Raw genomic sequence first — 24,727 nt, 5'->3', positions numbered from 1 at the left:
GGCCCAATCGCTCTCTCAACAGGAGTCGTCTCCATGAACAACGCACAACTCAACGAGCTCAAGCAGCGCTACGTCGCCAGCGGCGCCGCCAGCCCGGCCACCCAGTTTGCCGACCGGGCCGAGAATGCCCTGATCTGGGACGCCGACGGCAACCGCATCATCGACTTCGCCGGCGGCATCGGCGTGCTCAACATCGGCCATCGCCATCCCAAGGTGGTGCAGGCGGTCAAGGACCAGCTGGACAAGGTGATGCACACCTGCCAGACCGTGATGCCCTACGAGGGCTACGTGAAGGTGGCCGAGAAGCTCAGCCAGGTGACCCCGGTGCGCGGCCACGGCAAGGTGATGCTCGCCAACTCCGGGGCCGAGGCGCTGGAGAACGCCGTCAAGGTGGCACGCGCCGCCACCGGCCGCGACAACGTGATCTGCTTCACCGGCGGCTATCACGGCCGCACCTTCATGACCATGGCCATGAACGGCAAGGTCGCGCCTTACGCCACCGACTTCGGCAGCATGCCGGGCAACGTCTTCCGCGCGCCCTACCCGGTGCCGAGCGAGGGCGTCAGCGACGAAGACGCGCTGCGCGGGCTGAAGATGGCGCTGAAGACCGACGCCAATCCGAAGGACACCGCGGCCATCGTGCTCGAGCCGGTGCTCGGCGAAGGCGGCTTCCATGCGGCGTCGCCGGGCTTCCTGAAGGCCGTGCGTGAGCTGTGCGACGAACACGGCATGCTGATGATCGTCGACGAGGTGCAGTCGGGCTTCGGCCGCACCGGCAAGCTGTTCGCCATCGAGCACAGCGGCGTCGAGCCGGACATCATCACCATGGCCAAGAGCATGGCGGACGGCATGCCGATCTCCGCCCTGGTCGGCACCGACAAGGTGATGGACGCCTCCGGCGGCAACTCCCTGGGCGGCACCTACACCGGCAGCCCGGTGTCCTGCGCCGCGGTGCTGGCGGTGCTGGAGGTGTTCGAGGAAGAGAATATCCTCGACAGGAGCCTGGCCCTGGGCGACAGGCTCGGCGCGCGCTTCGACCAGTGGGAGCAGGCCTTCGACTGCGTGGTGAACGGCCGCCACCTGGGCGCCATGGCCGCCTTCGACCTGGTCGCGGCCGACGGCAGCCCGGACGCCGACCTCGCCGGCGCGCTGTGCAAGAAGGCCCGCGAGAAGGGGCTGATCCTGCTGTCCTGCGGCCTGTGGGGCAACACCATCCGCTTCCTGATGCCGGTGACCATCGAGGACGAGGTGCTGGAGGAAGGCTTCTCGATCATCGAGGCGTGCCTGAAGGAGCTGGTCGGCAGCCAGGCCACCGCCACCGCCTGATCCTGCGCCAGCCCCGAACGCACGCCGCCCGGCCAGCTGGCCGGGCGGCGTGTTTCTGAGCGGGCCTGTCGGCGCGCTGAGCGCCTCGGGTCAGGCCTTCTTCACTTTCGCGATCACCCACAGCAATACCACCGCGCCGACGATGGCGGTGACCAGCGAGCCGATAAAGCCCCCCGCTTGCAGGCCCAAGAGACTGAAGAGGCCACCGCCGACCACTGCGCCGACGACCCCCACCCCGATATTGCCCAGCAGGCCGAAGCCGCCGCCGCGCATGATGTTGCCGGCGATCCAGCCCGCCAGTCCGCCGATGATCAACCAGGCGATGATGCTCATGGATATCTCCTTTTCCACTTCCTAGGGATGTGCCTGCCAGACTGCCGGCAGGCGGCGTCATAACGCAAGCTCAGAACGATGATCCGGGCCGGGCCAGGAAGGCCCGCTCTTCCTCGGTCGAGGCTCGCCCGAGGGCGGCATTGCGATGCGGATAGCGGCCGAAGCGCTCGAGGATGTCGCGGTGCCGGCGCTCGGCGCGCAGGCTGCCCTCCAGGCCGGGCTGCTCGAACAGCCGCTGCGCCTCGTCGTGAACGGCCAGCGACTCGCTGTGCATGTAGGGCATATAGAGGAAGGCTCGCTCGCGCGCCGCAAGCGCTGCGTCGTCCCTGACGGCGACCGCCTCCCGGGCGAGTGCCAGTGCCCGGGCGTCGGCGGCATAGGCCTCGGCGCCGTCGCGATGAAGATGGCGCGAGAACTGATCCAGCACGATGATCTCGGCCAGCCGCCCGCGTGCCGTCTGCCGCCAGTCGCCGAGCTCGCCGCGGCGGGCGGCCTCCAGGGTCGTGGCGAAGCGGCGGCGCACCTCGTCATCGAGGGCGCTGTCCTTGCGGAACCACTGCGCCGGCGTCAGCTCCTCGAACCAGAAGGCGAGCACCTCGCCTGCTGTCTGGCCTACCATGGCGTCGCTGCCTCCCTGTGGCGGCGGGGTGGATATGCTCCCAGCATAGCAGCCCGCTCTCGATACCCGAACGACGCCCGATAACGCCCGGAGCCACCATGACCGCCTATCAGCTGATCTCGATGCTCGGCTATGCCTTCCATCTCGTCGGCCTGCTCGTCTGCCTCGGCGGGCTGAGCCTGGCCCGCCGGCCACGGCATCGCTGGCTGGGCCGGTTGCTGGCCGTCGCGGGATTCGGGATCGCCGCGACCCCACTGCTGGCGCAGCTGTTCGGCTGGGTGGAACCGACGCCGGCGGGCGTGGTGCCCCCTTCCTGAAAAAGGACTACCAACCCTTAGACGAAAGGCGTATGGCATGGGTAAGGCAGTCCCCTAGACTCCCCCGTCACTGTCGTAAGGTTAGCAAGAAAAACGCGGTCCCTACGCGGCGAAAACGCCAATGTGCGCCAGACATTAAGGATCTTTCCGATATGCACGCCCTCACCCTCGGCTCCTTCCTGTTCTTCACGGGACTGGTGGCCTTCCTCACCTGGCGGATCACCCGCCGCGACGACCATTCCAGCACCAACGGCCTGTTCCTGGCCGGGCGCAGCCTGACCTTCCCGCTGATCGCCGGCTCGCTGCTGATGACCAACCTCTCCACTGAGCAGATGGTCGGCCTCAATGGCGCCGCCTTCGCCGATGGCCTGAGCGTGATGGCCTGGGAAGTGGTGGCGGTCATCGCCCTGGTGATGCTGGCGCTGTTCTTCCTGCCGCGCTTCCTGCGCAGCGGCATCGCCACCGTGCCCCAGCTGCTGGAGATCCGCTTCGACAAGGGCACCCAGCGCATCGCCAATGTGATCTTCCTGCTCGCCTATGCGGTGATCCTGCTGCCGATCATCCTCTACTCCGGCGCCATGGGCCTGCAGGGCATGCTCGACCTGCACGGCCTGACCGGCATCGAGTCCGACACCACCCTGCTGTGGCTGACCGTATGGCTGGTGGGCCTGATCGGCGCGGTCTATGCCCTGTTCGGCGGCCTGCGCACCGTCGCCGTGTCCGACACCCTGAACGGCATCGGCCTGCTGGTCGGCGGCTTCGTGATCGTCTACTTCGGCCTGCAGGCCGTCAGCGACGGCAACGGCGTGCTGGCCGGCTGGGACATCCTCAAGGAATCCCAGCCCGAGCGCCTGAACTCCATGGGCCGCGAGGACCAGCAGGTGCCCTTCGCCACCCTGTTCACCGGCGTGTTCCTGATCAACGTCTTCTACTGGACCACCAACCAGCAGATCATCCAGCGCACCTTCGCCGCCAAGAATCTGGCCGAGGGTCAGAAGGGCGTGCTGCTGACCGGCCTGTTCAAGCTGCTCGGCCCGCTGTACCTGGTTCTGCCCGGCATCATCGCCTACCAGCTGTATGCCGATCAGGGCGTCCAGGCCGACGAGGCCTACGGCCACCTGGTGTTCAACGTGCTGCCGCCCTACCTCACCGGCTTCTTCGCCGCGGTGATGGTCGGCGCCATCCTGTCGTCGTTCAACTCGGCGCTGAACTCCACCACCACCCTGTTCAGCCTCGGCGTCTACAAGGGCGTGCTCAACAAGGACGCCAGCGAGGCGCAGGTGGTGCGCGCCAGCAAGACCTTCGGGTGGATCATGGCGCTGATCGCCATGACCATCGCCCCGCTGCTGGCCGGCCAGGAGAGCCTGTTCGGCTACCTGCAGAAGATGAACGCCATCTACTTCATCCCGCTGCTGGCGGTGGTGCTGGTCGGCCTGCTGACCAAGCGCGTGCCGGCCATGGCGGCCAAGATCGCCCTGGTGGGCGGCTGCCTGCTGATCTTCGCCGGCTACTTCATCCCGCCCTTCGACCGGCTGCCGCAGGTGATGCACGAGTTCCACTTCGTCGCCTCGGTGTTCGTGCTGCTGGTGGTGGCGATGCTGGTGATCGGCAAGCTGTGTCCGCGCGCCGAGGCCTGGGTCCACGAGGACAGCGGCGCCGTCGACCTGACCCCGTGGAAGGGCGCCGTGCCCGCCGGCATCGCGCTGGTGGTGCTGGTGATCGCCATCTACGCGGCCTTCGCCTGACGCCACGCCGGCTTATCCGCCCCATGATGATGCCCCGCCCCGTGCGGGGCGTCGTCGTTTCGGGCCACGCCATGTCCCGATCGGTGGGAAGCCGGTCATTGTGGACACCGCCGCCGCTTTCATCGCCGCCACGGCGTCCCGCCGTCGGTCTATCATGAGCGCTGCGGCGCTCGCCCCGTCCCCCTCGAGGAACCTGCCCCATGCCCCTGACCGTCACGCTGCTCTCGCTGTGCCAGGCCCTGCTGGTCAGCGGCAACATCCTGCTGATCGCCGTGTCGCCGCTGATCGGCGCCCAGCTGGCGCCCGCGCCGGCCTGGTCCACCGCCCCGGTGGCGACCCAGTGGCTGGGGCTGATGTGCGCCACCATTCCCGCCTCGCTGATCATGGCGCGGCTGGGGCGTCGCCGCGGCTTCGTGCTCGGCCACCTGCTGGGGCTCGCCGGCACCGGGCTGGCCGTGGTCGCCCTCAGGGCCCAGGCGTTCGGCCTGTTCCTGCTCGCCACCTGGCTGATCGGGATCGGCATCGGCTTCGGCCAGCTGTATCGCTTCGCCGCGGTGGAGGCGGCCCCCGAGGGCGGCCGCGACCGGGCCATCGGCCTGGTGATGGGCGGCGGCGTGCTGGCGGCCTTCTTCGGCCCCTGGCTGGCCCGCCACAGCCACGCCCTAGCCGAGGTGCCCTACCTGGGCAGCTTCCTCGGCCTCGGTGCCCTCTACCTGCTGGCGCTGGCGCTGCTGGCAGGCGTGCGCCTGCCCGAGCCCGGCCGGGATGCCGCCGAGGGCGAACCGCGCCGGCTGGGCGAGATCGTCCGCCAGCCGGTGTTCCTGCTGGCGGTGGTCAGCGCCATGGTCGGCTACGGGGTGATGAACCTGGCCATGACCGCCACGCCGCTGGCCATGGCCGAGGTCGGCCACGGCTTCGATCACGTGGCCACCACCATTCAATGGCACGTGGTGGCGATGTTCCTGCCCTCCTTCGTCACCGGGCGGCTGACCGCCCGCTTCGGCGCCCCGCGGATGATCGGCGTCGGCTGCCTGCTGCTCACGGCCAGCGCCCTGACCGCCCAGCTCGACGCGGGGCTCGCCGGCTTCCATGCCGGCCTGGTGCTGCTCGGCCTGGGCTGGAACTTCGCCTTCCTGCCCGCCACCGGGCTGCTCACCGAGGCCCACTCCCCGGCCGAGAAGGCCCGCACCCAGGCCGCCAACGAGTTCCTGGTGTTCTCCACCGTGGCGATCACCGCGCTGCTGGCCGGCCCCATGGTGTCGCTGCTGGGCTGGGCGAGCCTCAACCTGCTGCTGATCCCGCTGTGCCTGCTGCCGCTGGCGCTGCTCGGCGCCCGCCACCTTGCCTTCCGGCGTCGCCGCCCGCAGATTAGGGGCTGACACGGATGCCGAGCGACGCCCCATGCCCCGAAACCTGACACGCGACCTGCTCGAACGCGGCCGCGACCGCCAGCTGCGCCTGGCGGTCACCGGCCTGTCGCGGGCGGGCAAGACCGCCTTCCTGACCTCGCTGATCGACCAGCTTCGCCACGCCGGGCTCGAGGCCCGCCTGGACCTGCTGCCCGCGGCCCGGGAAGGCCGCCTGCTGGGCGCCCGCCGGGTCGAGCAGCAGGATCTCGGCGTGCCGCGTTTCCCCTTCGACCGCGCCCTCGCCGCCCTCGACGCCGACCCGCCGCAGTGGCCGGCGCCGACCCGCGGCATCAGCGAGCTGCGCCTGTCGATCCGCTACCGCCCGAGCCGCCCCGGCTGGATCGGCGGCGACACCCGCCGGCTGACGCTGGACCTGTTCGACTATCCCGGGGAATGGCTGCTCGACCTGCCGCTGCTGGAGCACGACTTCGCCAGCTGGTGCCGGGCCCAGCGCTTCGACGGCGAGCGCGCCGCGCTGTTCGCCGACTGGCAGCGCGAGGTGGCGGACCTGGACCCGGCCCAGGAGATCGACGAGGCGCGCCTGGCCGAGATCGCCGAACGCTACGCCGAGGGCCTGCGCGCCGCCCGCGAGGCCGGCTTCTCGGACCTGCAGCCGGGCCGCTTCCTGCTGCCCGGCGAGCTCGAGGGCGCCCCGGTGCTGCAGTTCTTTCCCCTGCCGGGGCTCGACGAGGCCGACCCGGCCGTGCTGGCACAGCTGCCGCCGGAGAGCCTCTACGCCACCCTGGCGCGGCGCTTTCGCCACTACCAGCAGCACATCGTCAAGCCGTTCTACCGCGATCACTTCCGGCGCTTCGACCGCCAGATCGTGCTGGTCGACGTGCTCGGCGCGCTGAACGCCGGGCCCGAGCGCTTCGAGGACCTGTCCCGGGCGCTGACGCGGCTGATGCAGAGCTTCGACTACGGCCGGCGCAGCCTGCTCTCGCGGCTGTTCGCCCCGCGCATCGATCGCCTGGCCATCGCCGCCACCAAGGCCGACCACGTCACGCCCGAGCAGCATCCGCGCCTCACCGGGCTGCTCCAGTCGCTGCTGGCCGAACCGCTCAAGGACCTGCGCTTCGCCGACGTGCCGGTGCGCGCCCTGAGCCTGGCCGCGATCCGCGCCACCGAGGCCCGCGAGGTCGACCACCGCGGCCAGCGCCAGCCGGTGCTGCGCGGCACCACCCTCGAGGGCGAGGACACGCTGCTGTTCCCCGGCGAGGTGCCGGCCACCCTGCCCGACGCCGGCTTCTGGCGCCGCCAGGGCTTCACCTTCACCGCCTTTCGCCCCCGGCCCCGCGACGGCGGCGCCCTGCCGCACATTCGCCTCGACGCCGCCCTCGAGTGGCTGATCGGAGACAAGCTGACATGACCGCGCCCCGCGAATCCGACCCGCGCCCCGGCCGGCGCTTCACGCTGGAGACCGAACCCGCCCCGGAAGCGCCCCGGACGCCGGCCCCGGAGCATCTGTTCGATCCGACCCAGGCCCATCATCCACCGACGCCGCCGGCGCCGGACGCCGCCCCGGGCGAGAGCGAGGCCGCCGTCACCGCCGGCCTGGCGCCGCCGAAGCGCCGCCGCTGGGGCCTGCTCGGGCTGCTGGTCGCGGGGCTCGGCCTGGGCGCCGGCGAGCTCGCGCTGTCGATGCCCGCGGCGCTGGCCGAGGGCGACTGGCTGGGCCTCGGCTGGGGGCTGCTGGGCCTCGGCGCCATCGGCCTCGGCGGCGGCGCCCTGGCCCGGGAGCTGTGGCGGCTGCGCCGCCTGCGCCGCCACGAGCGGCTGCGCGAGACGCTGGGCGCGCTGCCGGAGGCCTCCGGCCGCCAGGCGCGCGCCACCGCCGACCAGCTGCGCCGCCAGCTGGGCCTGGACGAGGACCATCCCCACTGGCAGGCCTTTCTCGCCGCCCATGAGCCCCACCACGACGGCCGCGAGACCCAGGCCCTGCTGGCCCACCACCTGCTGGCCCCGCGCGACCGCGAGGCGCGGCGGCTGATCTCGCGGATGAGCGGCGAGACCGCGGTGATGGTGGCGCTGAGCCCGCTGACGCTGGTCGACATGGCGCTGGTCGCCTGGCGGCACCTGTCGCTGATCGACCGGCTGTGCCGGCTCTACGGCCTGGAGCTCGGCTATGCCGCGCGGCTGCGGCTGTTTCGCCAGGTGCTGCGCGACATGGCCTTCGCCGGCGCCAGCGAGCTGGCCAGCGAGGCCGGCATGGAATGGCTGTCGCTGAACCTGGCCGGACGCCTCTCGGCGCGGGCCGGCCAGGGCATGGCGGTGGGCCTGCTCGGGGCACGGCTGGGGCTGCGCGCCCAGCGGCTGACCCGCCCGCTGGCCTTCGACGAGGCCGAACGGCCCCGCGTCGCCGACCTGCGCCGCGAGCTGTGGGGCCGGCTTAAGCGCCTGGAGCGCCGCGAGGAAGACGACAAGGGTTGATGCGGATCATCCCAGGCGGCCCGATGGGGTCTAGGCTGTAGGGTATGCCCCCCGGCCACGCCAAGGAGAGATCCCATGTTCCACACCATCCTCGTGCCCATCGACGGCTCCGAGCACTCGCGGGTGGCGCTGTGCGTCGCCTGCAAGCTGGCCCGCCAGGAGGACGGCCGGCTGATCCTGCTGCACATTCCCGAGGCCCTGCCCCACGAGCCGCTGCTGGTCTGGGGCATCGGCGCGGTGCCGCTGGAGTCGACCATGGAGAAGCGCGACGAGGTCGGACAGACCCTGCTCGACCACGCCATCGAGGAGGCCAGGGCGCTGGGCATCGAGCAGGCCAAGCCGGTGCTCGCCCGCGGCGATCCCAGCCAGACCATCCTGGCCGCGGCCGAGGAGCACGGCGTCGACACCATCGTCATGGGCAGCCGCGGGCTCGGCGACCTCAAGGGCCTGGTGGTGGGCAGCGTGTCGCACAAGGTCAGCCACGGCGCCGAGTGCCGGGTGATCACCGTCCATTGACCCGCGCCGGCGACGGGCCATCCGGCGGTCGGACGGCTAGGCTGAAGGGGCGGTATTCTCAGTTCCAGAGGTGCTGGCCATGTTTCGAACCATCCTGGTGCCCGTCGACGGCTCGTCCCACGCCCGCAAGGCGCTCTCCCTGGCCTGCCAGCTGCTGGCAGACCGCCAGGACGCCTGTCTGCTGCTGCTCCACGTGCCCGAAGCCGCGCCCCACGACCCGCCGATGATGTGGGGCGTGGGCAGCGAGGCCGCGGCCGACTCCCGCGGCGAGCGCGAACGACGCGCCCGGCAGCTGCTCGACACGGCCGCCGAGCAGGCCCGCGACCGCGGCGTGCGCCACGTCGAGCCCGAGCTGCGCTTCGGCGACCCCACCCGCACCATTCTCGAGCTGGCCGACGCCCGCGACGTGGATGCCATCCTGATGGGCAGCCGCGGCCTCAGCGACCTGCGCGGCCTGTTCACCGGCAGCGTGTCGCACAAGGTCAGCCATGCCGCCGAGTGCAGCGTGATCACCGTGCACTAGATAGAGGCAGGCCCGTCGGGCGCTCCGGCAAGCCGGCCGGGGCGCTCAACGCGACCCCGCTCGCCGTGCCAGGGCTTCGATCACGGCGTGACAGGCCCCCATGGTGTGATAATCGACCTTGCCCGGCGGGCTCTTGAGGTCCGAGTAGCGCCGATTGTCCGGCGTCAGCACGCGATACCAGCCGCCGTGGCGATGGTCGATCAGGTGGCGCCAGCCGTAGTCCCACAGCCGCTCGTACCAGCGCCAGTAGACCGCCCCGCCGGTACGCACGCCCAGCAGCGCCGCGGCCGCCAGGCCCTCGGCCTGCACCCAGTCATACTTGTCGCCGTCGCTGAGCCGCCCCGCCGGATCGAGGCCGGCGACCAGACCGCCGTGGGTGCGATCCCAGCCCGCCGCCACGCCGGACAGGAACAGCCGCTCGGCGGTGGGCAGCAGCCAGGGCTCGGGGCGATGGCGCTCCAGCATCACCAGCAGCTTGGCCCACTCGGCCTGGTGGCCGACCTGATAGCCCCAGGGGCGGAACAGGTGGGCGGGATCGTCGCGGTGATAGTCCCAGTCGGGCCGCCAGCGGGCGTCGTAATGCTCCCAGATCCAGCCGTCGCGGTGGTCGCGGCCGGCCAGCGTGACGGCCCGGGCGATGGCCAGCGCCTGGTCGAGAAAGGCCGCCTCGGCGGTCGCCTCGAAGGCGGCGATCAGCGCCTCGCAGCCGTGCAGGTTGGCGCTCTGGCCGCGATAGGGCGACAGCCGCCAGTGACGGTCGGCCGCGTCGGCGAAGCGCCGCCAGCGCGGCTCCCAGAAGCGCCGCTGCAGCAGCCGATGGGTGGCCTCGAGCCCGTGCCGGGCCTCGTCGATGCCGGCCTTGAGCGCCTCGGCATAGGCCAGCAGCACGCAGACCAGCCCGTAGCAGTGCTGGGTGTCGTCCTCCACGATCCCGCTGTCCAGCGTCCAGGCATAGCCCTGGGTCGCCGTCTGGAAGTGCGCCTTCTCCAGGTAGGCGAGCCCGTGGCGCGCCCAGTGGCGGTATTCGTCGCCACCGCCGTGACGGGCGTGGCGGGCATAGGTCACCACATAGCGGGCGCTGGAGACCAGGTGGCGATGGTCGTGATCGAGGATGGCGCCGTCATCGAGCAGGTAGTGGTAGAAGCCGCCGTGGGGATCGATGGCGCGGGGATGGTAGAAGGCCATGGTGCGGCGGACCTGGGCCTGGAGGAAGGCCGGATCGTGGACGTTCATGGCGCCTCCCGATGACGTGTCCCTCGAGGATGGCCGCCCGGCGCGAGGCGGGCGATACCACCATGGTGGCAACGCCAGCCCCCTGAGGCCGAACTAGAGGGCGAAACGCTCGGCCAGATGACGCGCCACGGCCGCCTCGTCGTGATGGCCGATGCGCCGCGCCTCGGGCAGTCGCGCATCCAGCTCGGGGTGACCGTTGGCCATGATCTGGGCCTCGCCGGCCAGCGCCAGCATCTCGGTGTCGTTGAGGTTGTCGCCGAACGCCAGGCAGCGCTCGGCGGGGAGATCGAGCCGGCCGAGCAGCGCCGACAGCGCGGTGCCCTTGTTGACGCCCCCGGCCATGATCTCCAGCGAGTTGCCCATGGAATAGGTCACGTGCAGCCGCTCGCCGATGCGGCGACGCACCTCGCCCTCGAGCTCGGCCAGGTGGCCGGGCTCGCCGATGTAGAGCACCTTGCCGACGCCCTCGGCGGCCAGCCGCTCCGGCGCCACCACCCGGTAGCCGAAGCCGGTGTGGGCATGCAGCGCCAGCAGCGTCGGCGCCTCGGCGTCGATCACCCACTCGTCGTCGTGATAGAGATTCAGACGCACGGCGTCGGGACGCGGCAGGTCGATCAGCTCGCGGGCCAGCTCGGCCGGCACGTGGCGTGCCTCGAGCAGGGTGTCGTCGGGCGCGTGGGTGTAGGCGCCGTTGGTGCTGATGATATGGGCGTCCACGCCCAGGCGGTCGCGAAACGCCAGGATGTCGCGATAGTGGCGCCCCGAGGCCAGGGCGAGGTGGTGGCCGCGCGCCGCCAGGGCGCGCAGGATGGCCACGGTATCGTCCGCCAGGGCGTGGTCCGCGCCGAGCAGGGTGCCGTCGAGATCGCTGACGATGAGATGGGCCGACATGGGCGGCGCCCTCCGCTGCAAAGAGTGTGCGCCCATTCTATCGGCTCCGCGCCGCGGGCTCATCCGGACTCGCCGCGGCCCCGACGATTGCCCGCCGCCCGATTGGCGCCGGCTGGCGGAATCCGTATAGTGACCCCCCTATCCCGCCAATCGATCGTGACCATGCTGCAGAACAACTCGGCGCTTGCTCAGCTCAAGCAACAGATCCGCGACAACACGCCCCGCGTCGAAGGGGTCATCAAGGCCACCGACCGCGGTTTCGGTTTCCTCGAGACCGACGACGGCGACTCCTACTTCGTGCCGCCCCCCGCCATGAAGCAGGTGCTCCACGGCGACCGTGTCGAGGCCATCCTCCACGAGGAAGGCGAGAAGAAGTCCGTGGAGCCGGACACCCTGATCGAGAGCGGCATGGAACGCTTCATCGCCCGCGTGAAGAAGCGCGACGGGCGCCTGTCGGTGATCCCCGATCATCCGTCGATGAATGCCCCGCTGAAGGCCCGCGTCAAGCGCAGCCTCGACGAGGCGAGCCTGGGCGAAGGCGACTGGGTCGTGGTGCGCCTGGTGCGTCACCCGCTCAAGCCCGAGGACCGCGGCTTCTTCACCCAGATCGATGAGCTGGTGGCCAAGACCGACAACCCGGCGGTGCCCTGGCGGGTGACCCTGGCGCGCCACGCCCTCGAGCAGGAATGCCCGGACGCCGGCGACGACTGGCCGCTGCGCGACGAGGGCCTCGAGCGCGAGGACCTGACCGCCGAGCCGTTCTTCACCATCGACGGCGAGAAGACCCGCGACATGGACGACGCCCTGCGCGTCGAGCGGCGCGAGGGCGGTGGCTGGACCCTGAACGTGGCCATCGCCGACCCGACCGCCTACGTCGAGGAAGGCCACGCCGCCGACCTGGAGGCCCGCACCCGCGCCTTCACCGTCTACCTGCCGGGCCAGAACGTCACCATGCTGCCCGAGGCACTGGCCGACGACCTGTGCTCGCTGTGGGAAGATCGCGACCGCCCGGTGCTGGCCTGCGCGTTGAACATCGAGGCCGACGGCAGCCTGGGCGAGTACCGCTTCTTCGCCGCCACCGCGCGCTCCCACGCCAAGCTGGTCTACGACAACGTCTCCGACTGGCTCGAGGGCCAGGGCGACTGGGCGCCGTCCGAGGCCATCGGCGAGCAGCTCGAGGCGCTGCGCGAGCTGACCGAGGCCCGCGCCGGCTGGCGCGCCAGGCATGCCCTGGTGTTCAAGGACCGTCCGGACTACGTGTTCGACCTCGACGAGGCCGGCAACGTGCTGGGCATCCGCACCGAGGAGCGCCGCATCGCCAACCGCATGATCGAGGAATCGATGATCGCGGCCAACGCCTGCTGCGCCGACCTGCTCAGCCAGCACGTGGGCCACGGCATCTTCAACGTCCACCGCGCCTTCGAGGCCGACAAGGCCGAGGCGGCCCAGGAATTCCTGGCCGGCCAGGAGATCCAGGTCGAACTCGAGGCACTCACCGAGCTGCCCCGCTACAGGGAGCTCAAGCGCGAGCTCGAGGGTCGCGAGGACGCCTGGCTGGACGCGCGCCTGCGCCGCTTCCAGGGCTTCACCAGCATGTCCGCCCAGCCCGGCCCGCACTTCGGCCTGGGCCTCGACGCCTACGCCACCTGGACCTCGCCGATCCGCAAGTACGGCGACATGGTCAACCACCGCCTGATCAAGCGCGTGCTCAAGGGCGAGCAGGCCCCGGCCGAGGCCAGCCAGGAGCTCACCGAGCAGCTCACCGAGCGTCGCCGCCTCAACCGCCTGGCCGAGCGCGACGTCAAGGACTGGCTCTACGTGCGCTACCTGACGCCGTCCGCCGAGGCGGGCGAGAGCTTCGAGGCCGAGATCATCGCCATCAACCGCGGCGGCATGCGCGTGCGCCTGACCGCCAACGGCGCCACCGCCTTCATCCCGGCCCCGCTGATGCACAGCGACCGCGACAAGGTGGCCATCGACGACAAGGACGGCCGCATCCAGATCGAGGGCGTCGAGCGCTACAAGCTCGGCGACGTGATCCGCGTGGCCCTGACCGAGGCCCGCGAGGAGACCCGCTCGCTGGTCGGCCGCCCGGCCGAGTAGGCGCCCTCCCAGCGCGCTCCCTCGCACGTGAAACGGCGGCCCTCGGGCCGCCGTTTTGCGTTTCAGCTCGCGTTCCCGACCCATGTCGTCGAACTGTCGCAAAGCCCGCGTAGCGTAAGGGGGGAACCATCGGCCCGCGCGGGAGGGACCCTTTGCATATCGCCGACGTCACCATGTTCCACGCCCCCTCGAGCGGCGGCGTGCGCACCTATCTCCAGGCCAAGCACCGCCGGATCGCCGAGACGCCCGGCCTGCGCTCGAGCCTGCTCGTGCCCGGCGCCGAACGCGACGCCCTCGACGACTGCCATACGCTGCCGGCGCTGCGCCTGCCGCTGGGCCAGGGCTATCGCTTCCCGCTGCGTCGCGCACCCTGGCGCGAGCGGCTGCGGGAGCTCGCCCCCGACCTGATCGAGGCCGGCGACCCCTACGTCACGCCCTGGGCCGCGCTGGAGGCCGGCCAGCGGCTCGGCGTGCCGGTGGTCGGCTTCTACCACTCCGACCTGCCACGGCTGATGGGAGATCGCTTCGGCGGCGCGGTGCGCCGGCGCCTGGAGCGCTACGTGCGCGACCTCTACGGCCGCTTCGACGGCGTGATGGCGCCCTGCCGGGCCATGGCCGAGCGGCTGGCGGACTGGGGCGTGGAGGACGTGCGCGTGCAGCCGCTGGGCGTCGACCTCACCACCTTCCACCCCGAGCGCGCCGATCCCGCCTGGCGGGCCTCGCTGGGGCTGCCCGCCGATACCCGGCTGCTGGTCTTCGCCGGGCGCCACTCTCGCGAGAAGAACGTCGACGTGCTGCTGCGCACCCTCCGGCGCCTCGGGCGGCCCTACCACCTGCTGCTGATGGGCCCGGGGATGCCGACCCGGGTGCCCGACAACGTGACCGTCATCTCGCGCTACTGCGATCGCCGCGAGGTGGCCCGGGCGCTGGCCAGCGCCGACGCCATGCTGCACGCCGGCACCCGAGAGACCTTCGGCCTGGTGGCGCTGGAGGCCATGGCCTGCGGCCTGCCGGTGGTGGCCGCCCGGGCCGGGGCGCTGATCGAGAACGTGCCCCTGGGCGGCGGGCTCCTGTGCAGGCCCCACGACGCCGGGGCCATGGCCGAGGCGGTGGAGGCCCTGTTCGACCACGACGTCGCCGCCGGCGGCCGGCACGCCCGCCGCCAGGTGGAGCGTCGCTTCCACTGGAACCGGGTGATCGACGACCTGCTCGGCTACTACGCCACCCTCATACCCGGCAAGCCCGCGGCGCGGCGACATGGCTGAGCGTCGTCGGCATTACGGCTGGTGGCTGGCCGCGGCGCTGGTGCTGGCCCTGGCGGTACCGCTGATGATCGGCGGCCGCGACGCGCTGACGGCGCTGGGCGACTTCCCGCCGGGCAGGCTGTCGGGGATGCTGGCGCTGGTGGTGCTGTGCTGGAACCTCAACGCCCTGCGCCTGAGGCTGCTGCTGGCGGGACGCGCCGGCCCGCTCGGCCAGCGCGGCGCCCTGGGGATGGTGATGGCCACCGAGTTCGCCATCTGCGCCACCCCGGGCGGCAGCGGCGGGCTGCCCACCCTGCTCGCGCTGCTGGCCCGACGCGGGCTGCGCCCCGCCCGGGCCTCGGCGGTGTTCATGGTCGACCAGTGCTGCGACCTGCTGTTCTTCCTGGCCGCGCTGACCGCCCTGGTGCTGGTGTCGCTGGCCACGGCGGTGTCCTGGCCCCATCAGTGGCTGCTGGTCGTCGCCATCGTCGCCCTGCTGCTGGTGCTGGCGACGGGGACGATGCTGATCCGGCACCTGCCGGCGCTGCTGCGCCGTCGAGGCGCATCGCGCAAGCGGCGCCCTCGACTGGCCCGGCGACTGCTGGGCTTTCGCCAGGCGCTGGTCGCCACCCTGACCCTGCCCCGCCCAGTGCTGATGCTGGCCATGGCCAGCTGCGCCGCCCACTGGCTGACGCGCTACAGCCTGCTCTACCTGGCGCTGGCCGGCCTGGGCGCCGACGTGGCCTGGAGCTGGGCCTTCCTGGTGCAGATGCTGTCGATGGCGGCCGGCCAGCTGAGCCTGCTGCCCGGCGGCACCGGCGCCGCCGAGCTCGGCACCGGCATGCTGCTGATCCCGCTGGTCGGCCAGGCCACCGCCGGCGCCGCCATCGTGATCTGGCGCTTCGTCACCTTCCACTGCTACCTGCTGGCCGGCGCCCCGGTGTTCCTGGCCATGATCGGCCTGCCTCGACGCCGCGGCACGACCGATGGCGAGCGGGCGGGCTGAGCCGAGCGAGCGGAGCGAGTCATACGGAACCGGCTCGACTCAGTCGGCCCGCATGGCCCGCGCCAGCATGTCGCTCACCGGCTTGGCCAGGTAGCTGGCGAAGGTGCGACTGGCGGTCTGCAGCCGCACCTCGGCGGGCATGCCCGCCTGCAGTCGCATCGATTCCGGCATCGACTGACGCTCCGCCTCGCTGACCCGGATCCGCACCTCGTAGTAGCGCTGACCACTGCGCTCGTCGGTGAAGCTGTCGGCGGACACCCGCTGGACGGTGCCGTCGAGGAGCCTCGAGCGGCGACGGTTGAAGGCGCTGAAGCGGATCTCCGCCGACTGGCCGGGATAGACGCTGTCGATGTCGCGGTCGTCGACCCGGGCCTCGACCACGAAGTCTCCGCCGCCCGGGACGATCTCCAGCAGCGTGGTGCCGGGCTCGATCACCGCGCCGCGGGTATGCACGGCCAGGCCGACCACCGTGCCCGCGGCCGGCGCCTCGACCGTGGTGCGGCGCCGCTGGTCGCGCAGCGCGGTCATGCGCTCCTCGGCATCGGCGATCTGGCGCCGGGTCTCGCGCAGGCGCTCGCCCACCTCCTGGCGGAATTCCTCGACGCGCACCCGCTTCTTCAGGTCGTTCTCGCTGATCTGCGATCTCAGCCGCGCGATCTCGGTGCGATGCTGCTCGATCTCGCCCTGATACTGCAGCACCTCGCGCTCCAGCTCCCTCAGCCGTCGGTTGTCGCCCAGCCCGTCCTTGAACAGCGAACGATAGGCCTCGGCATCCTCGCGCAGCGAGGCGAGCTGGTCGCGGCTGACCCGGATCATCGCCTCGCGCCCCTCGATGCGCTGGCGCAGCTGCTCGCTCTGCTCCTCCAGCGACGCCAGCGCCCCCTCGAGGGCCTCGCGCCGCGACAGGAAGAGCCCGCGCTGGACCGCCTTGAGCTGTGCGATGCGCGGCGACTCGGCGTCGTCGAGCTCATCGGGGAACGTCAGGCGCTCGTCGCCGGCCTGCTCGGCCATCAGCCGGGTCTCGGCGGCGCGATTGATCAGGAACTGCGAGCGTGCGATCTGCAGCCTCGACTCGACCTGGGTCGGGTCGAGCACCAGCAGCGTCTGTCCTTCCTCGACGCGATCGCCCTCCTCGACCGCGATGCGTCGCACGATGCCGCCTTCCAGGTGCTGCACCGTCTTCTTCAACGAGGCCACCTCGACCCGGCCGGAGGCGATGACCGACACGGCCAGCTCGGCCGAGACCGCCCAGCCGCCGAAGCCGAGCACGCAGACCAGCACCAGCGCCAGCCCCGCGAGTCGATGCCGCCGGTCGTCGACCGGTGGCCGGGGATCATCATGTGTCGGCTGCATGGGCGCCTCCCTGGGTGGTGGCTTCGCGTCGTTCCTGTCGCCGGGCCGCCATCCGCTCCAGCACCCGGTCCCGGGGGCCGAACAGCGACACCCGCCCGTCGTCCAGCACCAGCAAGCGGTCGACCCGCTTAAGCACGCCGCTGCGATGACTGATCACCAGCAGGGTCACGCCATCCTGCCGCAGGGCCTCCATGGCCTCGGCCAGGGCCTGTTCGCCGCGGTGGTCCAGGTTGGCATTCGGCTCGTCGAGCACCACCAGCACCGGATCGCCATGCAGCGCCCGCGCCAGGCCGATGCGCTGACGCTGGCCGGCCGAGAGCAGGCCGCCGCCCGGTGCCAGCCAGGTGTCGTAGCCGTCTTGCAGCCGCAGGATCATGTCGTGGACCCCGGCGCGGCGCGCAGCCGCGATCACCCGCTCGCCATCGACCTCGGCGAAGCGGGCGATGTTCTCCGCGATGGTGCCGGCAAACAGCTCGACGTCCTGGGGCAGGTAGCCGAGGTGGGGGCCCAGGACGCCGCGGTCCCAGCGCGCGATATCGGCGCCATCCAGCCGCACGCAGCCTTCCTGGGCCGGCCATACGCCGAGCGCCAGGCGCGCCAGGGTCGACTTGCCGGCGGCGCTGGGGCCGATGATGCCGACCTGCTGCCCCGGGGCGATATCGAGATCGATGCCGGACAGGATGGGCCGTCGTCCGCCTGGCGGCCCGGCGGTCACGCCCTCCAGCGTCAGCCGCCCGCGGGGAGCCGGCAGCGACATGGGAGGCGCGGGCGGCGGCGCCTCGCGGAAGATCGCCCGGAGCCGACGGTAGGCGGCCCGGGCCGTCACGATGCTGCGCCAGCCGCCGACCAGCTGATCGACCGGCGACAGCACGCGGCCCAGCAGGATGGAGCCGGCGATCATCATGCCGGCGGTGATGCGCTCCTCGAGCACCAGCCAGGCGCCGAGCCCCAGAATCATCGACTGCAGCAGCAGCCGCAGCGCCCGGGTGAGGCTCGACAGCATGGCCGCCCGGTCGCTCGCCTTCGACTGCTGCCACAGCCCGCGGCGATGGTGCGACAGCCAGCGCCCGGCGATGCTCGACAGCATGCCCATCGCCTCGAGGGCCTCGGCGTTGCGCAGGTTTTCCGCCGCCCGCTGACGGGAGGCCGCCATCTCCTGCCCGGCGCCCTCCAGCCAGCCGCGGGTGGCCTTTTCGCTGATGACCACCAGCGCCAGCAGCAGCAGGCCGGCCACGGCGGCGAAGACGCCGAACCAGGGATCGAACAGGAACAACAGGGCCAGATAGACCGGCACCCAGAGCACATCGAAGAAGGCCAGCAGCGCGCCTCCCGCCAGCCCCTGGCGCAGGCTTTCGAGATCGTCCAGCGGCCCGGCCCCCTGCCCGCCCGCCTGGCGCAGTCCGCGGCGAAACATCGCCGCGTGCAGGGGGCCGACGAGGCACTCGTCGAGGCGGTTGGCGAGGCGCACCAGCACGCCCGCTCGCACCCACTCCAGCCCGCCGATCACCACGAACAGGAACACCGCCAGCAGCGTCAGCATCAGCAGGGTCGCCTCGCTGCCCGAGGTGATCACCCGGTCGTACACCTGCAGCATGTACAGCGCGGGCGTCAACAACAGCAGGTTGAGACACAGGCTGAAACCCGCCACCCACAGCAACGAGCCGCGGCACGCCTCGCGCGCGCTGTCCAGCGGCGCCTCGCCATCCCGCCGGACCCGGTCGCCGACGGCCGCTCGCCCGCGGCCTTTCCCTCGCCCGATCAACACCTCAGTGGCTCTCCCATACCATGCTCCGCCCTCGCCTTACGGTCGAAATATTGACGCTATTTTTGGCTTATACAACACTAAAAATGGCGCACCCATGGCGCCAATGGATGGGAAAATACCCGTCTTAAAACCCTCTCTTCAACCCCCGGGAAATGTCTCAAAATGACGACAGAAAGATTCAAAAATTGCGATATAAACCTATCGACAAACCAACCTATCAACATCCTCAATCGTCGCCACCTTATGACAACAGGAGTCAATAAATGAGTTCGACCATCGAGGTGGACACATCAACCTCCGCAGAGGAACTGGAGAGCCTGATACGGGAGGCCGACTCGGGCACGACCCTTCGGCTTGCCGCCGGCGATTTTCGCTTCGACGATTCGATCACCATCGAACGCTCCGACATCTCCCTGGTTGGCGCGGGCTCCGACGAGACGCGCCTGACCTTCACCGATGAGGCACTGTCGCGGGACAACGACCAGGCGATTCACCTGGACGGCAGCGAAAACACCGATATCGGCACCCTGTCGGCGGATGCCGACAGCGGTGATAGACGACTGACGGTGGAAGATCATTCCGACCTTTCCGTCGGCGATACGCTCCGCCTTTGGCAGGACAACGATGACGAATTCTTCGAGGACATCGGCGACAGTTCCTGGCGCAAGGTCGAGTACGCCGAACTGCGCACCAGCATGGCCAAGGTCACCGATATCGATGGCGACCAGATCACGCTTGATCGCGGCGTACGCTTCGATTTCGCGGCCGAAGAGACGCAGGTCGAGCGCCTGGAGAGCGTCGATGACGTCACCCTGGAAGGCTTCAGCCTGAACTTCGAACTGGGCGAGGCCGACCCGTCGCGCTTCGAGAACGTCCGCGATGACCTGAGCGACTATCACGCCGTGCATCTCGAGGGCACGGTGAACGCCCGGCTCGACGACCTTCAGGTCATCGAGGGCCCCTCCACCGCCTTTCGTCTCTCCCGCGCCCTGGACACCCGCGGCGAGGAGCTGGAGGCTCATGGCGCCCTCAACAAGGGCGGCAACGGCAACGGTTACGCCTTCGAGCTTCACGAGAGCTACGACGGCACCTTCTCCGGGCTCGAGGACAGCGGCATGCGCCACGGCCTGGTGTTCGCCTCCTGGCGCTCTTCGGCCGGCAACGAGGTCGAGATCGCCTCCACCGACCGCGACGTCAACTTCCACGGCGGCCGGGATCACGACAACAGCGTGCACGTGCTGCAGTCGATCCGCGATCCGGAGGCGGACGATCTGTCGCCGGCGCTGTACGTCAACGAAGACGGCGAGAGCTTCGGCGCCCCCACCGACCCCGACGCCAACGAGGTCGTCTTCGACTACCTGATCGGTACCCGGCGCGCGGACGAGGTGCAGGGCTCGGACGACGGCGTCTACCTGAACGGCGGCCTGGGCCATGACCACCTTCAGGGCGGCAGCGGCAACGACCTGCTCCAGGGCGGACCGGGCGACGACTGGTACGACGGCGACGATCGGCTGGACGGCGGCGAGGGCGTCGACACCGCGCGCTACACCGGCAGCATCGACGAGCACGAGCTCACGATTTCCGATGACGGCGTGATCATCACCGGCAAGGGCAGCGAGGATACCCTCACCGACGTGGAATTCGCGGTCTTCGGCGATGGCACCACCCTGCACACGGCGTCGGGCAACCTGTTCCGCGGCGAGTCCATCGACGCGCCCGAGCCCGACCAGATCCTCGACGGCGACGGCGTCAAGCCCGCCATCCTGGAGGACGACGCGGAGCTGCTGGTGACCGGCAACGTCACCAGCCAGTGGTCCTCGGGCTACGTGGCGGAGGTCTTCGTCGAGAACGTCTCCGATGACGACATCGTCGATCCCGAGCTCGGCTTCGATCTGCCCGCCGATCTCGACACCCTGTGGAACGGCAACGTCAGCGAAGGCGACGGCACCACGCGGGCGCAGGACAACAACGCCAACACCCTGGCCCCGGGCGAGAGCTGGCGCTTCAGCTTCAAGGCCTACGGCGACGACGAGCTGCCGGCCGAGATGAGCGCCGAGACCGGCTCGGGCCAGGCCCTCGAGGTTCAGGTGCTCGGCCTGGGCAACACCAGCGTGGAGGAGCTGGCCGGCTAGGCGCCGCCCTCGCCGCCCCGGCCCAGTGACGACACTCGCTGACGCCCCCGGCAGGCGGACACGAAAAAGGGCACCCCGAGGGGTGCCCTTTGCGCATCGCGTCCCGAAGGCAGCGGCTTACCAGCCGGTGGCTTCCTTCAGGGCGTCGCCGATCTCGGCCAGGGAGCGAACGGTCTTGACGCCCGCCGCCTCGAGGGCGCCGAACTTCTCGTCCGCGGTGCCCTTGCCGCCGGCGATGATCGCACCGGCATGGCCCATGCGCTTGCCCGGAGGGGCGGTGACGCCGGCGATGTAGGAGACGACCGGCTTGGAGACGTTCTCCTTGATGTAGGCAGCCGCCTCTTCCTCGGCGGTGCCGCCGATCTCGCCGATCATCACGATGGCTTCGGTGGCCGGATCCTTCTCGAACTTCTCGAGGATGTCGATGAAGGTGGAGCCCGGGATCGGGTCGCCGCCGATGCCCACGCAGGTGGACTGGCCGAAGCCGTGGTCGGTGGTCTGCTTGACCGCCTCGTAGGTCAGGGTGCCGGAGCGCGACACGATACCGACCTTGCCCGGCTGGTGGATGTGGCCCGGCATGATGCCGATCTTGGACTCGCCCGGGGTGATCACGCCGGGGCAGTTCGGGCCGATCAGGCGCACGCCCAGCTCGTCACACTTGACCTTGACGTCGAGCATGTCGAGGGTCGGGATGCCCTCGGTGATGCACACGATCAGCTTGATGCCGGCGTTGGCGGCCTCGAGGATGGAGTCCTTGCAGAAGGCGGCCGGCACGTAGATCACGCTGGCCTCGGCGCCGGTCTGCTCGACCGCTTCCTTGACGGTGTTGAACACCGGCAGGCCCAGGTGCTCCTGGCCGCCCTTGCCCGGGGTCACGCCGCCGACCATCTGGGTGCCGTAGGCGATCGCCTGCTCGGAGTGGAAGGTCCCCTGGCCGCCGGTGAAGCCCTGGCAGATGACCTTAGTGTTCTTGTCGATCAGGATGCTCATTACTTGCCCTCCGCTGCCTTGACGACCTGCTGAGCCGCGTCGGTGAGGCTCTTGGCAGCGATGATGTTCAGACCGCTGGAGGCCAGTTTCTCGGCACCCAGCTCGGCGTTGTTACCTTCCAGACGCACCACGACCGGCACGTTGACGCCCACCTGCTCGACGGCACCGATGATGCCCTCGGCGATCATGTCGCAGCGCACGATACCGCCGAAGATGTTGACCAGCACGGCCTTGACGTTGTCGTCGGACAGGATGATCTTGAACGCTTCCGCGACGCGTTCCTTGGTGGCACCGCCGCCGACATCGAGGAAGTTGGCCGGGCTGCCGCCGTTCAGGTTGACGATGTCCATGGTGCCCATGGCCAGGCCGGCGCCGTTGACCATGCAGCCGATGTTGCCGTCCAGGGCCACGTAGTTCAGGTCCCATGCCGCGGCCTCGGCCTCGCGGGAATCCTCCTGGGAGGGATCGCGCATGGCCTGCAGGTCCGGGTGACGGTACAGGGCGTTGCCGTCCAGGTTGATCTTGGCGTCGAGGCAGTGCAGGTTGCCTTCCTCGGTGATCACCAGCGGGTTGATCTCGAGCAGCGCCAGGTCCTTGTCGTGGAACAGCTTGGACAGGCCCAGGAAGATCTTGGTGAACTGCTTGACCTGCGCACCCTCGAGGCCCAGCTGGAAGGCCAGCTCACGGGCCTGGTACGGCTGGGCGCCGACCAGCGGATCGATCTCGGCCTTGAGGATCTTCTCGGGAGTTTCCTCGGCGACCTTCTCGATCTCGACGCCGCCCTCGGTGGAGGCCATGAAGACCACGCGGCGAGTGGCGCGATCGACCACGGCGCCGAGATAGAGCTCGCTGGCGATGTCGGTGCAGTTCTCGACCAGGATCTTGGCGACCGGCTGACCGTGCTCGTCGGTCTGGAAGGTCACCAGGTTCTTGCCCAGCCACTGCTCGGCGAAGGCCTTGGCCTCGTCGGCGCTCTTGACCAGCTTGACGCCGCCGGCCTTGCCGCGGCCACCGGCGTGGACCTGGGCCTTGACGACCCACATCTCGCCGCCGATCTTCTTGCAGGCTTCCGCCGCTTCCTCGGGGGTGTCGACGGCGAAGCCCTTGGAAACGGGCAGACCATAGTCGGCAAACAGCTGTTTGCTCTGATACTCGTGAAGGTTCATCGATTCATGCCATTGGTTGCATGTGACTCGAACGGTAGTCGCCCGGGCGCCGACTCGGCGCAGCGCGGCGGCTACCACCGCTCCCCTCCGGTACGACGCCGGAAGGGACGCGCCGCCCGAAGGCGGCGCTCTTGTTGTCTTACTTGCGCTTCTTGCGGTTCGCCATGTGGATGGCGTGACCTTCCACGGCCAGGGCTGCCTCGTGGACGGCCTCGGACATGGTCGGATGCGCATAGCAGGACAGCGCCAGATCCTCGGCGCTGGAGCCGAATTCCATGGCGATGACGCCCTGGGCAATCATCTCGCCGGCGTGCTGGCCGACGATGTGCAGGCCCAGGATACGATCGGTCTCGGCGTCGGCGATCACCTTGGCCTGACCCTCGGTGGCGTTGTTGGCCATGGCGCGACCGCTGGCGGCGAACGGGAAGGCGCCGGTCTTGACCTCGATGCCGGCCGCCTTGGCGTCCTGCTCGGTCATGCCGACCCAGGCCACCTCGGGGAAGGTGTAGATCACGCTCGGGATGGCGTCGTAGTTCATCTCGGCCTTATGGCCGGCGATGATGTCGGCGACCATGATGCCTTCCTCGGACGCCTTGTGGGCCAGCATCGGGCCGCGCACGCAGTCGCCGATGGCGTAGACGCCGGGCACGCTGGTGCGGCACTGGTCGTCGACGTGGATGAAGCCGCGCTCGTCGAGCTCGACGCTCACCCCTTCACCGATCACGCCCTTGGTGTACGGCTTGCGGCCGACGCAGACGATCAGCTTGTCGAAGGTGATCTCCTGCTCGCCCTTGGCGTCGGAGTACTTGACCACGACCTCGCCGTCCTTGACCTCGGAGCCGGTGACGCGGGCGCCCAGCTTGATGTCCAGGCCCTGCTTCTTGAGCAGCTTCTGGGTCTCCTTGGCGATCGCGCCGTCGACCATCGGCAGGAAGTCGTCCATGGCCTCGAGGACGGTGACCTCGGAGCCCAGACGGTTCCACACGCTGCCGAGCTCGAGACCGATGACGCCGGCGCCGATGACGCCCAGGCGCTTCGGCGTTTCCTGAAATTCCAGGGCGCCGGTGGAGTCGACGATCAGGTCGTCGGTCAGCGGGGTCGGCGGGATCTCGACCGGCACGGAACCGGCGGCGACCACGATGTTGTCGGCCTCGTAGGTGGCGGCGTTGCCGTCCTTGTCGGTGACCTCGACCTGCTGGCTGCCGGTCACCTTGCCGGTGCCCTCCAGCGCGGTCACGCCGTTGGCCTTGAACAGGCCGGCGATGCCGCCGGTCAGGTTCTTAACGATCTTGTCCTTGCGGGCCATCATCTTCTTGACGTCCATGGTGACGTCACCGGCCTCGATGCCCATGTCGTCGAAGTCGTGCTGCGCCTCGACGAACTTGTGGGAGGCCTCCAGCAGCGCCTTGGACGGGATGCAGCCCACGTTCAGGCAGGTCCCGCCGTGAACGACGTTGCCTTCCTTGCCGATCCACTTCTCGACACAGGCGGTCTTCAGGCCCATCTGGGCGGCACGGATGGCGGCCACGTAGCCGCCGGGGCCCGCGCCGATGACGATGACATCAAACTTGTCGGCCATGTTGGCTCCTTGAAAAGTGTTTCGCTGTGCTCGTTAACCCGCGCGGA

Annotated in this window: 21 protein-coding genes; 12 read left to right on the top strand and 9 right to left on the bottom strand. The window is 70.1% G+C overall.

Annotated features, from left to right (window positions below; all coding sequences use genetic code 11):
• The first annotated feature begins 33 nt into the window (after positions 1-33).
• The gene (locus FIU88_RS06045) at positions 34-1,326 is read left to right on the top strand and encodes an aspartate aminotransferase family protein (RefSeq protein ID WP_152478552.1); all 1,293 of its coding nucleotides are present in this window, start codon (positions 34-36) and stop codon (positions 1,324-1,326) included.
• Between the two features lie 90 nt (positions 1,327-1,416).
• On the opposite strand, the gene FIU88_RS06040 is transcribed toward FIU88_RS06045, so the two are convergent.
• Positions 1,417-1,659 carry a GlsB/YeaQ/YmgE family stress response membrane protein gene (locus FIU88_RS06040; RefSeq protein WP_016855946.1) on the bottom strand — a complete coding sequence of 81 codons (243 nt, stop codon included), beginning with the start codon at positions 1,657-1,659 and terminating at the stop codon, positions 1,417-1,419.
• A gap of 70 nt (positions 1,660-1,729) precedes the next feature.
• The gene (locus FIU88_RS06035) at positions 1,730-2,278 is read right to left on the bottom strand and encodes a DUF924 family protein (RefSeq protein ID WP_152478551.1); all 549 of its coding nucleotides are present in this window, start codon (positions 2,276-2,278) and stop codon (positions 1,730-1,732) included.
• A 98-nt stretch (positions 2,279-2,376) separates the two neighbouring features.
• Between FIU88_RS06035 and FIU88_RS06030 the strand changes: the two genes are divergently transcribed.
• The 7 genes from FIU88_RS06030 to FIU88_RS06000 all read left to right on the top strand — a co-directional run bounded on the left by FIU88_RS06030 (position 2,377) and on the right by FIU88_RS06000 (position 9,218).
• Positions 2,377-2,595: a hypothetical protein gene (locus FIU88_RS06030; protein ID WP_016855944.1), complete on the top strand. Its 219-nt coding sequence runs from the start codon at positions 2,377-2,379 to the stop codon at positions 2,593-2,595.
• A gap of 152 nt (positions 2,596-2,747) precedes the next feature.
• Positions 2,748-4,340 (top strand): solute:sodium symporter family transporter, encoded by a 1,593-nt coding sequence (locus tag FIU88_RS06025; RefSeq protein ID WP_152478550.1) that lies wholly within the window; start codon positions 2,748-2,750, stop codon positions 4,338-4,340.
• Between the two features lie 200 nt (positions 4,341-4,540).
• Positions 4,541-5,719 (top strand): MFS transporter, encoded by a 1,179-nt coding sequence (locus FIU88_RS06020; protein WP_152478549.1) that lies wholly within the window; start codon positions 4,541-4,543, stop codon positions 5,717-5,719.
• Positions 5,720-5,741: 22 nt separating this feature from the next.
• Positions 5,742-7,118, top strand: coding sequence for a YcjX family protein (locus tag FIU88_RS06015; protein WP_152478548.1), 1,377 nt, complete (start codon positions 5,742-5,744; stop codon positions 7,116-7,118).
• Positions 7,115-8,179, top strand: coding sequence for a TIGR01620 family protein (locus FIU88_RS06010; RefSeq protein WP_152478547.1), 1,065 nt, complete (start codon positions 7,115-7,117; stop codon positions 8,177-8,179). Before FIU88_RS06015 ends, FIU88_RS06010 begins: the two co-directional genes overlap by 4 nt.
• 75 nt (positions 8,180-8,254) lie before the next feature.
• Positions 8,255-8,695, top strand: coding sequence for a universal stress protein (locus tag FIU88_RS06005; protein ID WP_016856025.1), 441 nt, complete (start codon positions 8,255-8,257; stop codon positions 8,693-8,695).
• A 79-nt stretch (positions 8,696-8,774) separates the two neighbouring features.
• Positions 8,775-9,218, top strand: a complete 444-nt coding sequence (locus tag FIU88_RS06000; RefSeq protein WP_152478546.1) for a universal stress protein — start codon at positions 8,775-8,777, stop codon at positions 9,216-9,218.
• A 45-nt stretch (positions 9,219-9,263) separates the two neighbouring features.
• Here FIU88_RS06000 and FIU88_RS05995 read toward each other — a convergent pair whose 3' ends face one another.
• Together FIU88_RS05995 and FIU88_RS05990 are read right to left on the bottom strand one after the other, a co-directional pair.
• Positions 9,264-10,451, bottom strand: a complete 1,188-nt coding sequence (locus FIU88_RS05995) for an AGE family epimerase/isomerase (RefSeq protein ID WP_152478545.1) — start codon at positions 10,449-10,451, stop codon at positions 9,264-9,266.
• A 93-nt stretch (positions 10,452-10,544) separates the two neighbouring features.
• Complete coding sequence (locus tag FIU88_RS05990) at positions 10,545-11,342, bottom strand: HAD family hydrolase (RefSeq protein ID WP_152478544.1); 798 nt, start codon at positions 11,340-11,342, stop codon at positions 10,545-10,547.
• A gap of 162 nt (positions 11,343-11,504) precedes the next feature.
• On the opposite strand from FIU88_RS05990, the gene FIU88_RS05985 reads away from it, so the two are divergent.
• From FIU88_RS05985 to FIU88_RS05975, 3 genes are all read left to right on the top strand, one after another.
• Complete coding sequence (locus FIU88_RS05985) at positions 11,505-13,445, top strand: exoribonuclease II (RefSeq protein WP_016856029.1); 1,941 nt, start codon at positions 11,505-11,507, stop codon at positions 13,443-13,445.
• Positions 13,446-13,597: 152 nt separating this feature from the next.
• Positions 13,598-14,710, top strand: coding sequence for a glycosyltransferase family 1 protein (locus tag FIU88_RS05980; RefSeq protein WP_152478543.1), 1,113 nt, complete (start codon positions 13,598-13,600; stop codon positions 14,708-14,710).
• Positions 14,703-15,695 (top strand): lysylphosphatidylglycerol synthase transmembrane domain-containing protein, encoded by a 993-nt coding sequence (locus tag FIU88_RS05975; RefSeq protein WP_152478542.1) that lies wholly within the window; start codon positions 14,703-14,705, stop codon positions 15,693-15,695. The genes FIU88_RS05980 and FIU88_RS05975 overlap by 8 nt, the downstream gene beginning before the upstream one ends.
• Before the next feature lie 39 nt (positions 15,696-15,734).
• Here FIU88_RS05975 and FIU88_RS05970 read toward each other — a convergent pair whose 3' ends face one another.
• Positions 15,735-17,048, bottom strand: a complete 1,314-nt coding sequence (locus FIU88_RS05970; RefSeq protein ID WP_016856032.1) for an HlyD family type I secretion periplasmic adaptor subunit — start codon at positions 17,046-17,048, stop codon at positions 15,735-15,737.
• Complete coding sequence (locus tag FIU88_RS05965) at positions 17,032-18,813, bottom strand: type I secretion system permease/ATPase (protein ID WP_253742759.1); 1,782 nt, start codon at positions 18,811-18,813, stop codon at positions 17,032-17,034. The genes FIU88_RS05970 and FIU88_RS05965 overlap by 17 nt, the downstream gene beginning before the upstream one ends.
• Before the next feature lie 263 nt (positions 18,814-19,076).
• On the opposite strand from FIU88_RS05965, the gene FIU88_RS05960 reads away from it, so the two are divergent.
• Positions 19,077-20,945 carry a cellulose binding domain-containing protein gene (locus tag FIU88_RS05960; RefSeq protein WP_152478541.1) on the top strand — a complete coding sequence of 623 codons (1,869 nt, stop codon included), beginning with the start codon at positions 19,077-19,079 and terminating at the stop codon, positions 20,943-20,945.
• A 117-nt stretch (positions 20,946-21,062) separates the two neighbouring features.
• On the opposite strand, the gene sucD is transcribed toward FIU88_RS05960, so the two are convergent.
• The 3 genes from sucD to lpdA form a co-directional block, all read right to left on the bottom strand.
• On the bottom strand, positions 21,063-21,935 hold the full coding sequence (gene sucD / locus FIU88_RS05955) for a succinate--CoA ligase subunit alpha (RefSeq protein WP_152478540.1): 873 nt from the start codon (positions 21,933-21,935) through the stop codon (positions 21,063-21,065).
• On the bottom strand, positions 21,935-23,101 hold the full coding sequence (sucC, locus tag FIU88_RS05950; protein WP_016856036.1) for an ADP-forming succinate--CoA ligase subunit beta: 1,167 nt from the start codon (positions 23,099-23,101) through the stop codon (positions 21,935-21,937). The genes sucD and sucC overlap by 1 nt, the downstream gene beginning before the upstream one ends.
• A gap of 139 nt (positions 23,102-23,240) precedes the next feature.
• On the bottom strand, positions 23,241-24,680 hold the full coding sequence (gene lpdA / locus FIU88_RS05945) for a dihydrolipoyl dehydrogenase (RefSeq protein ID WP_016856037.1): 1,440 nt from the start codon (positions 24,678-24,680) through the stop codon (positions 23,241-23,243).
• Positions 24,681-24,727: the final 47 nt, after the last annotated feature.

It is taken from the genome of Halomonas sp. THAF12, from assembly GCF_009363675.1.
Lineage (GTDB): Bacteria > Pseudomonadota > Gammaproteobacteria > Pseudomonadales > Halomonadaceae > Halomonas > Halomonas smyrnensis.
The sequence above is the reverse complement of the archived record's forward strand: the minus strand, read 5'-3'. Positions and strand labels throughout refer to the sequence as shown.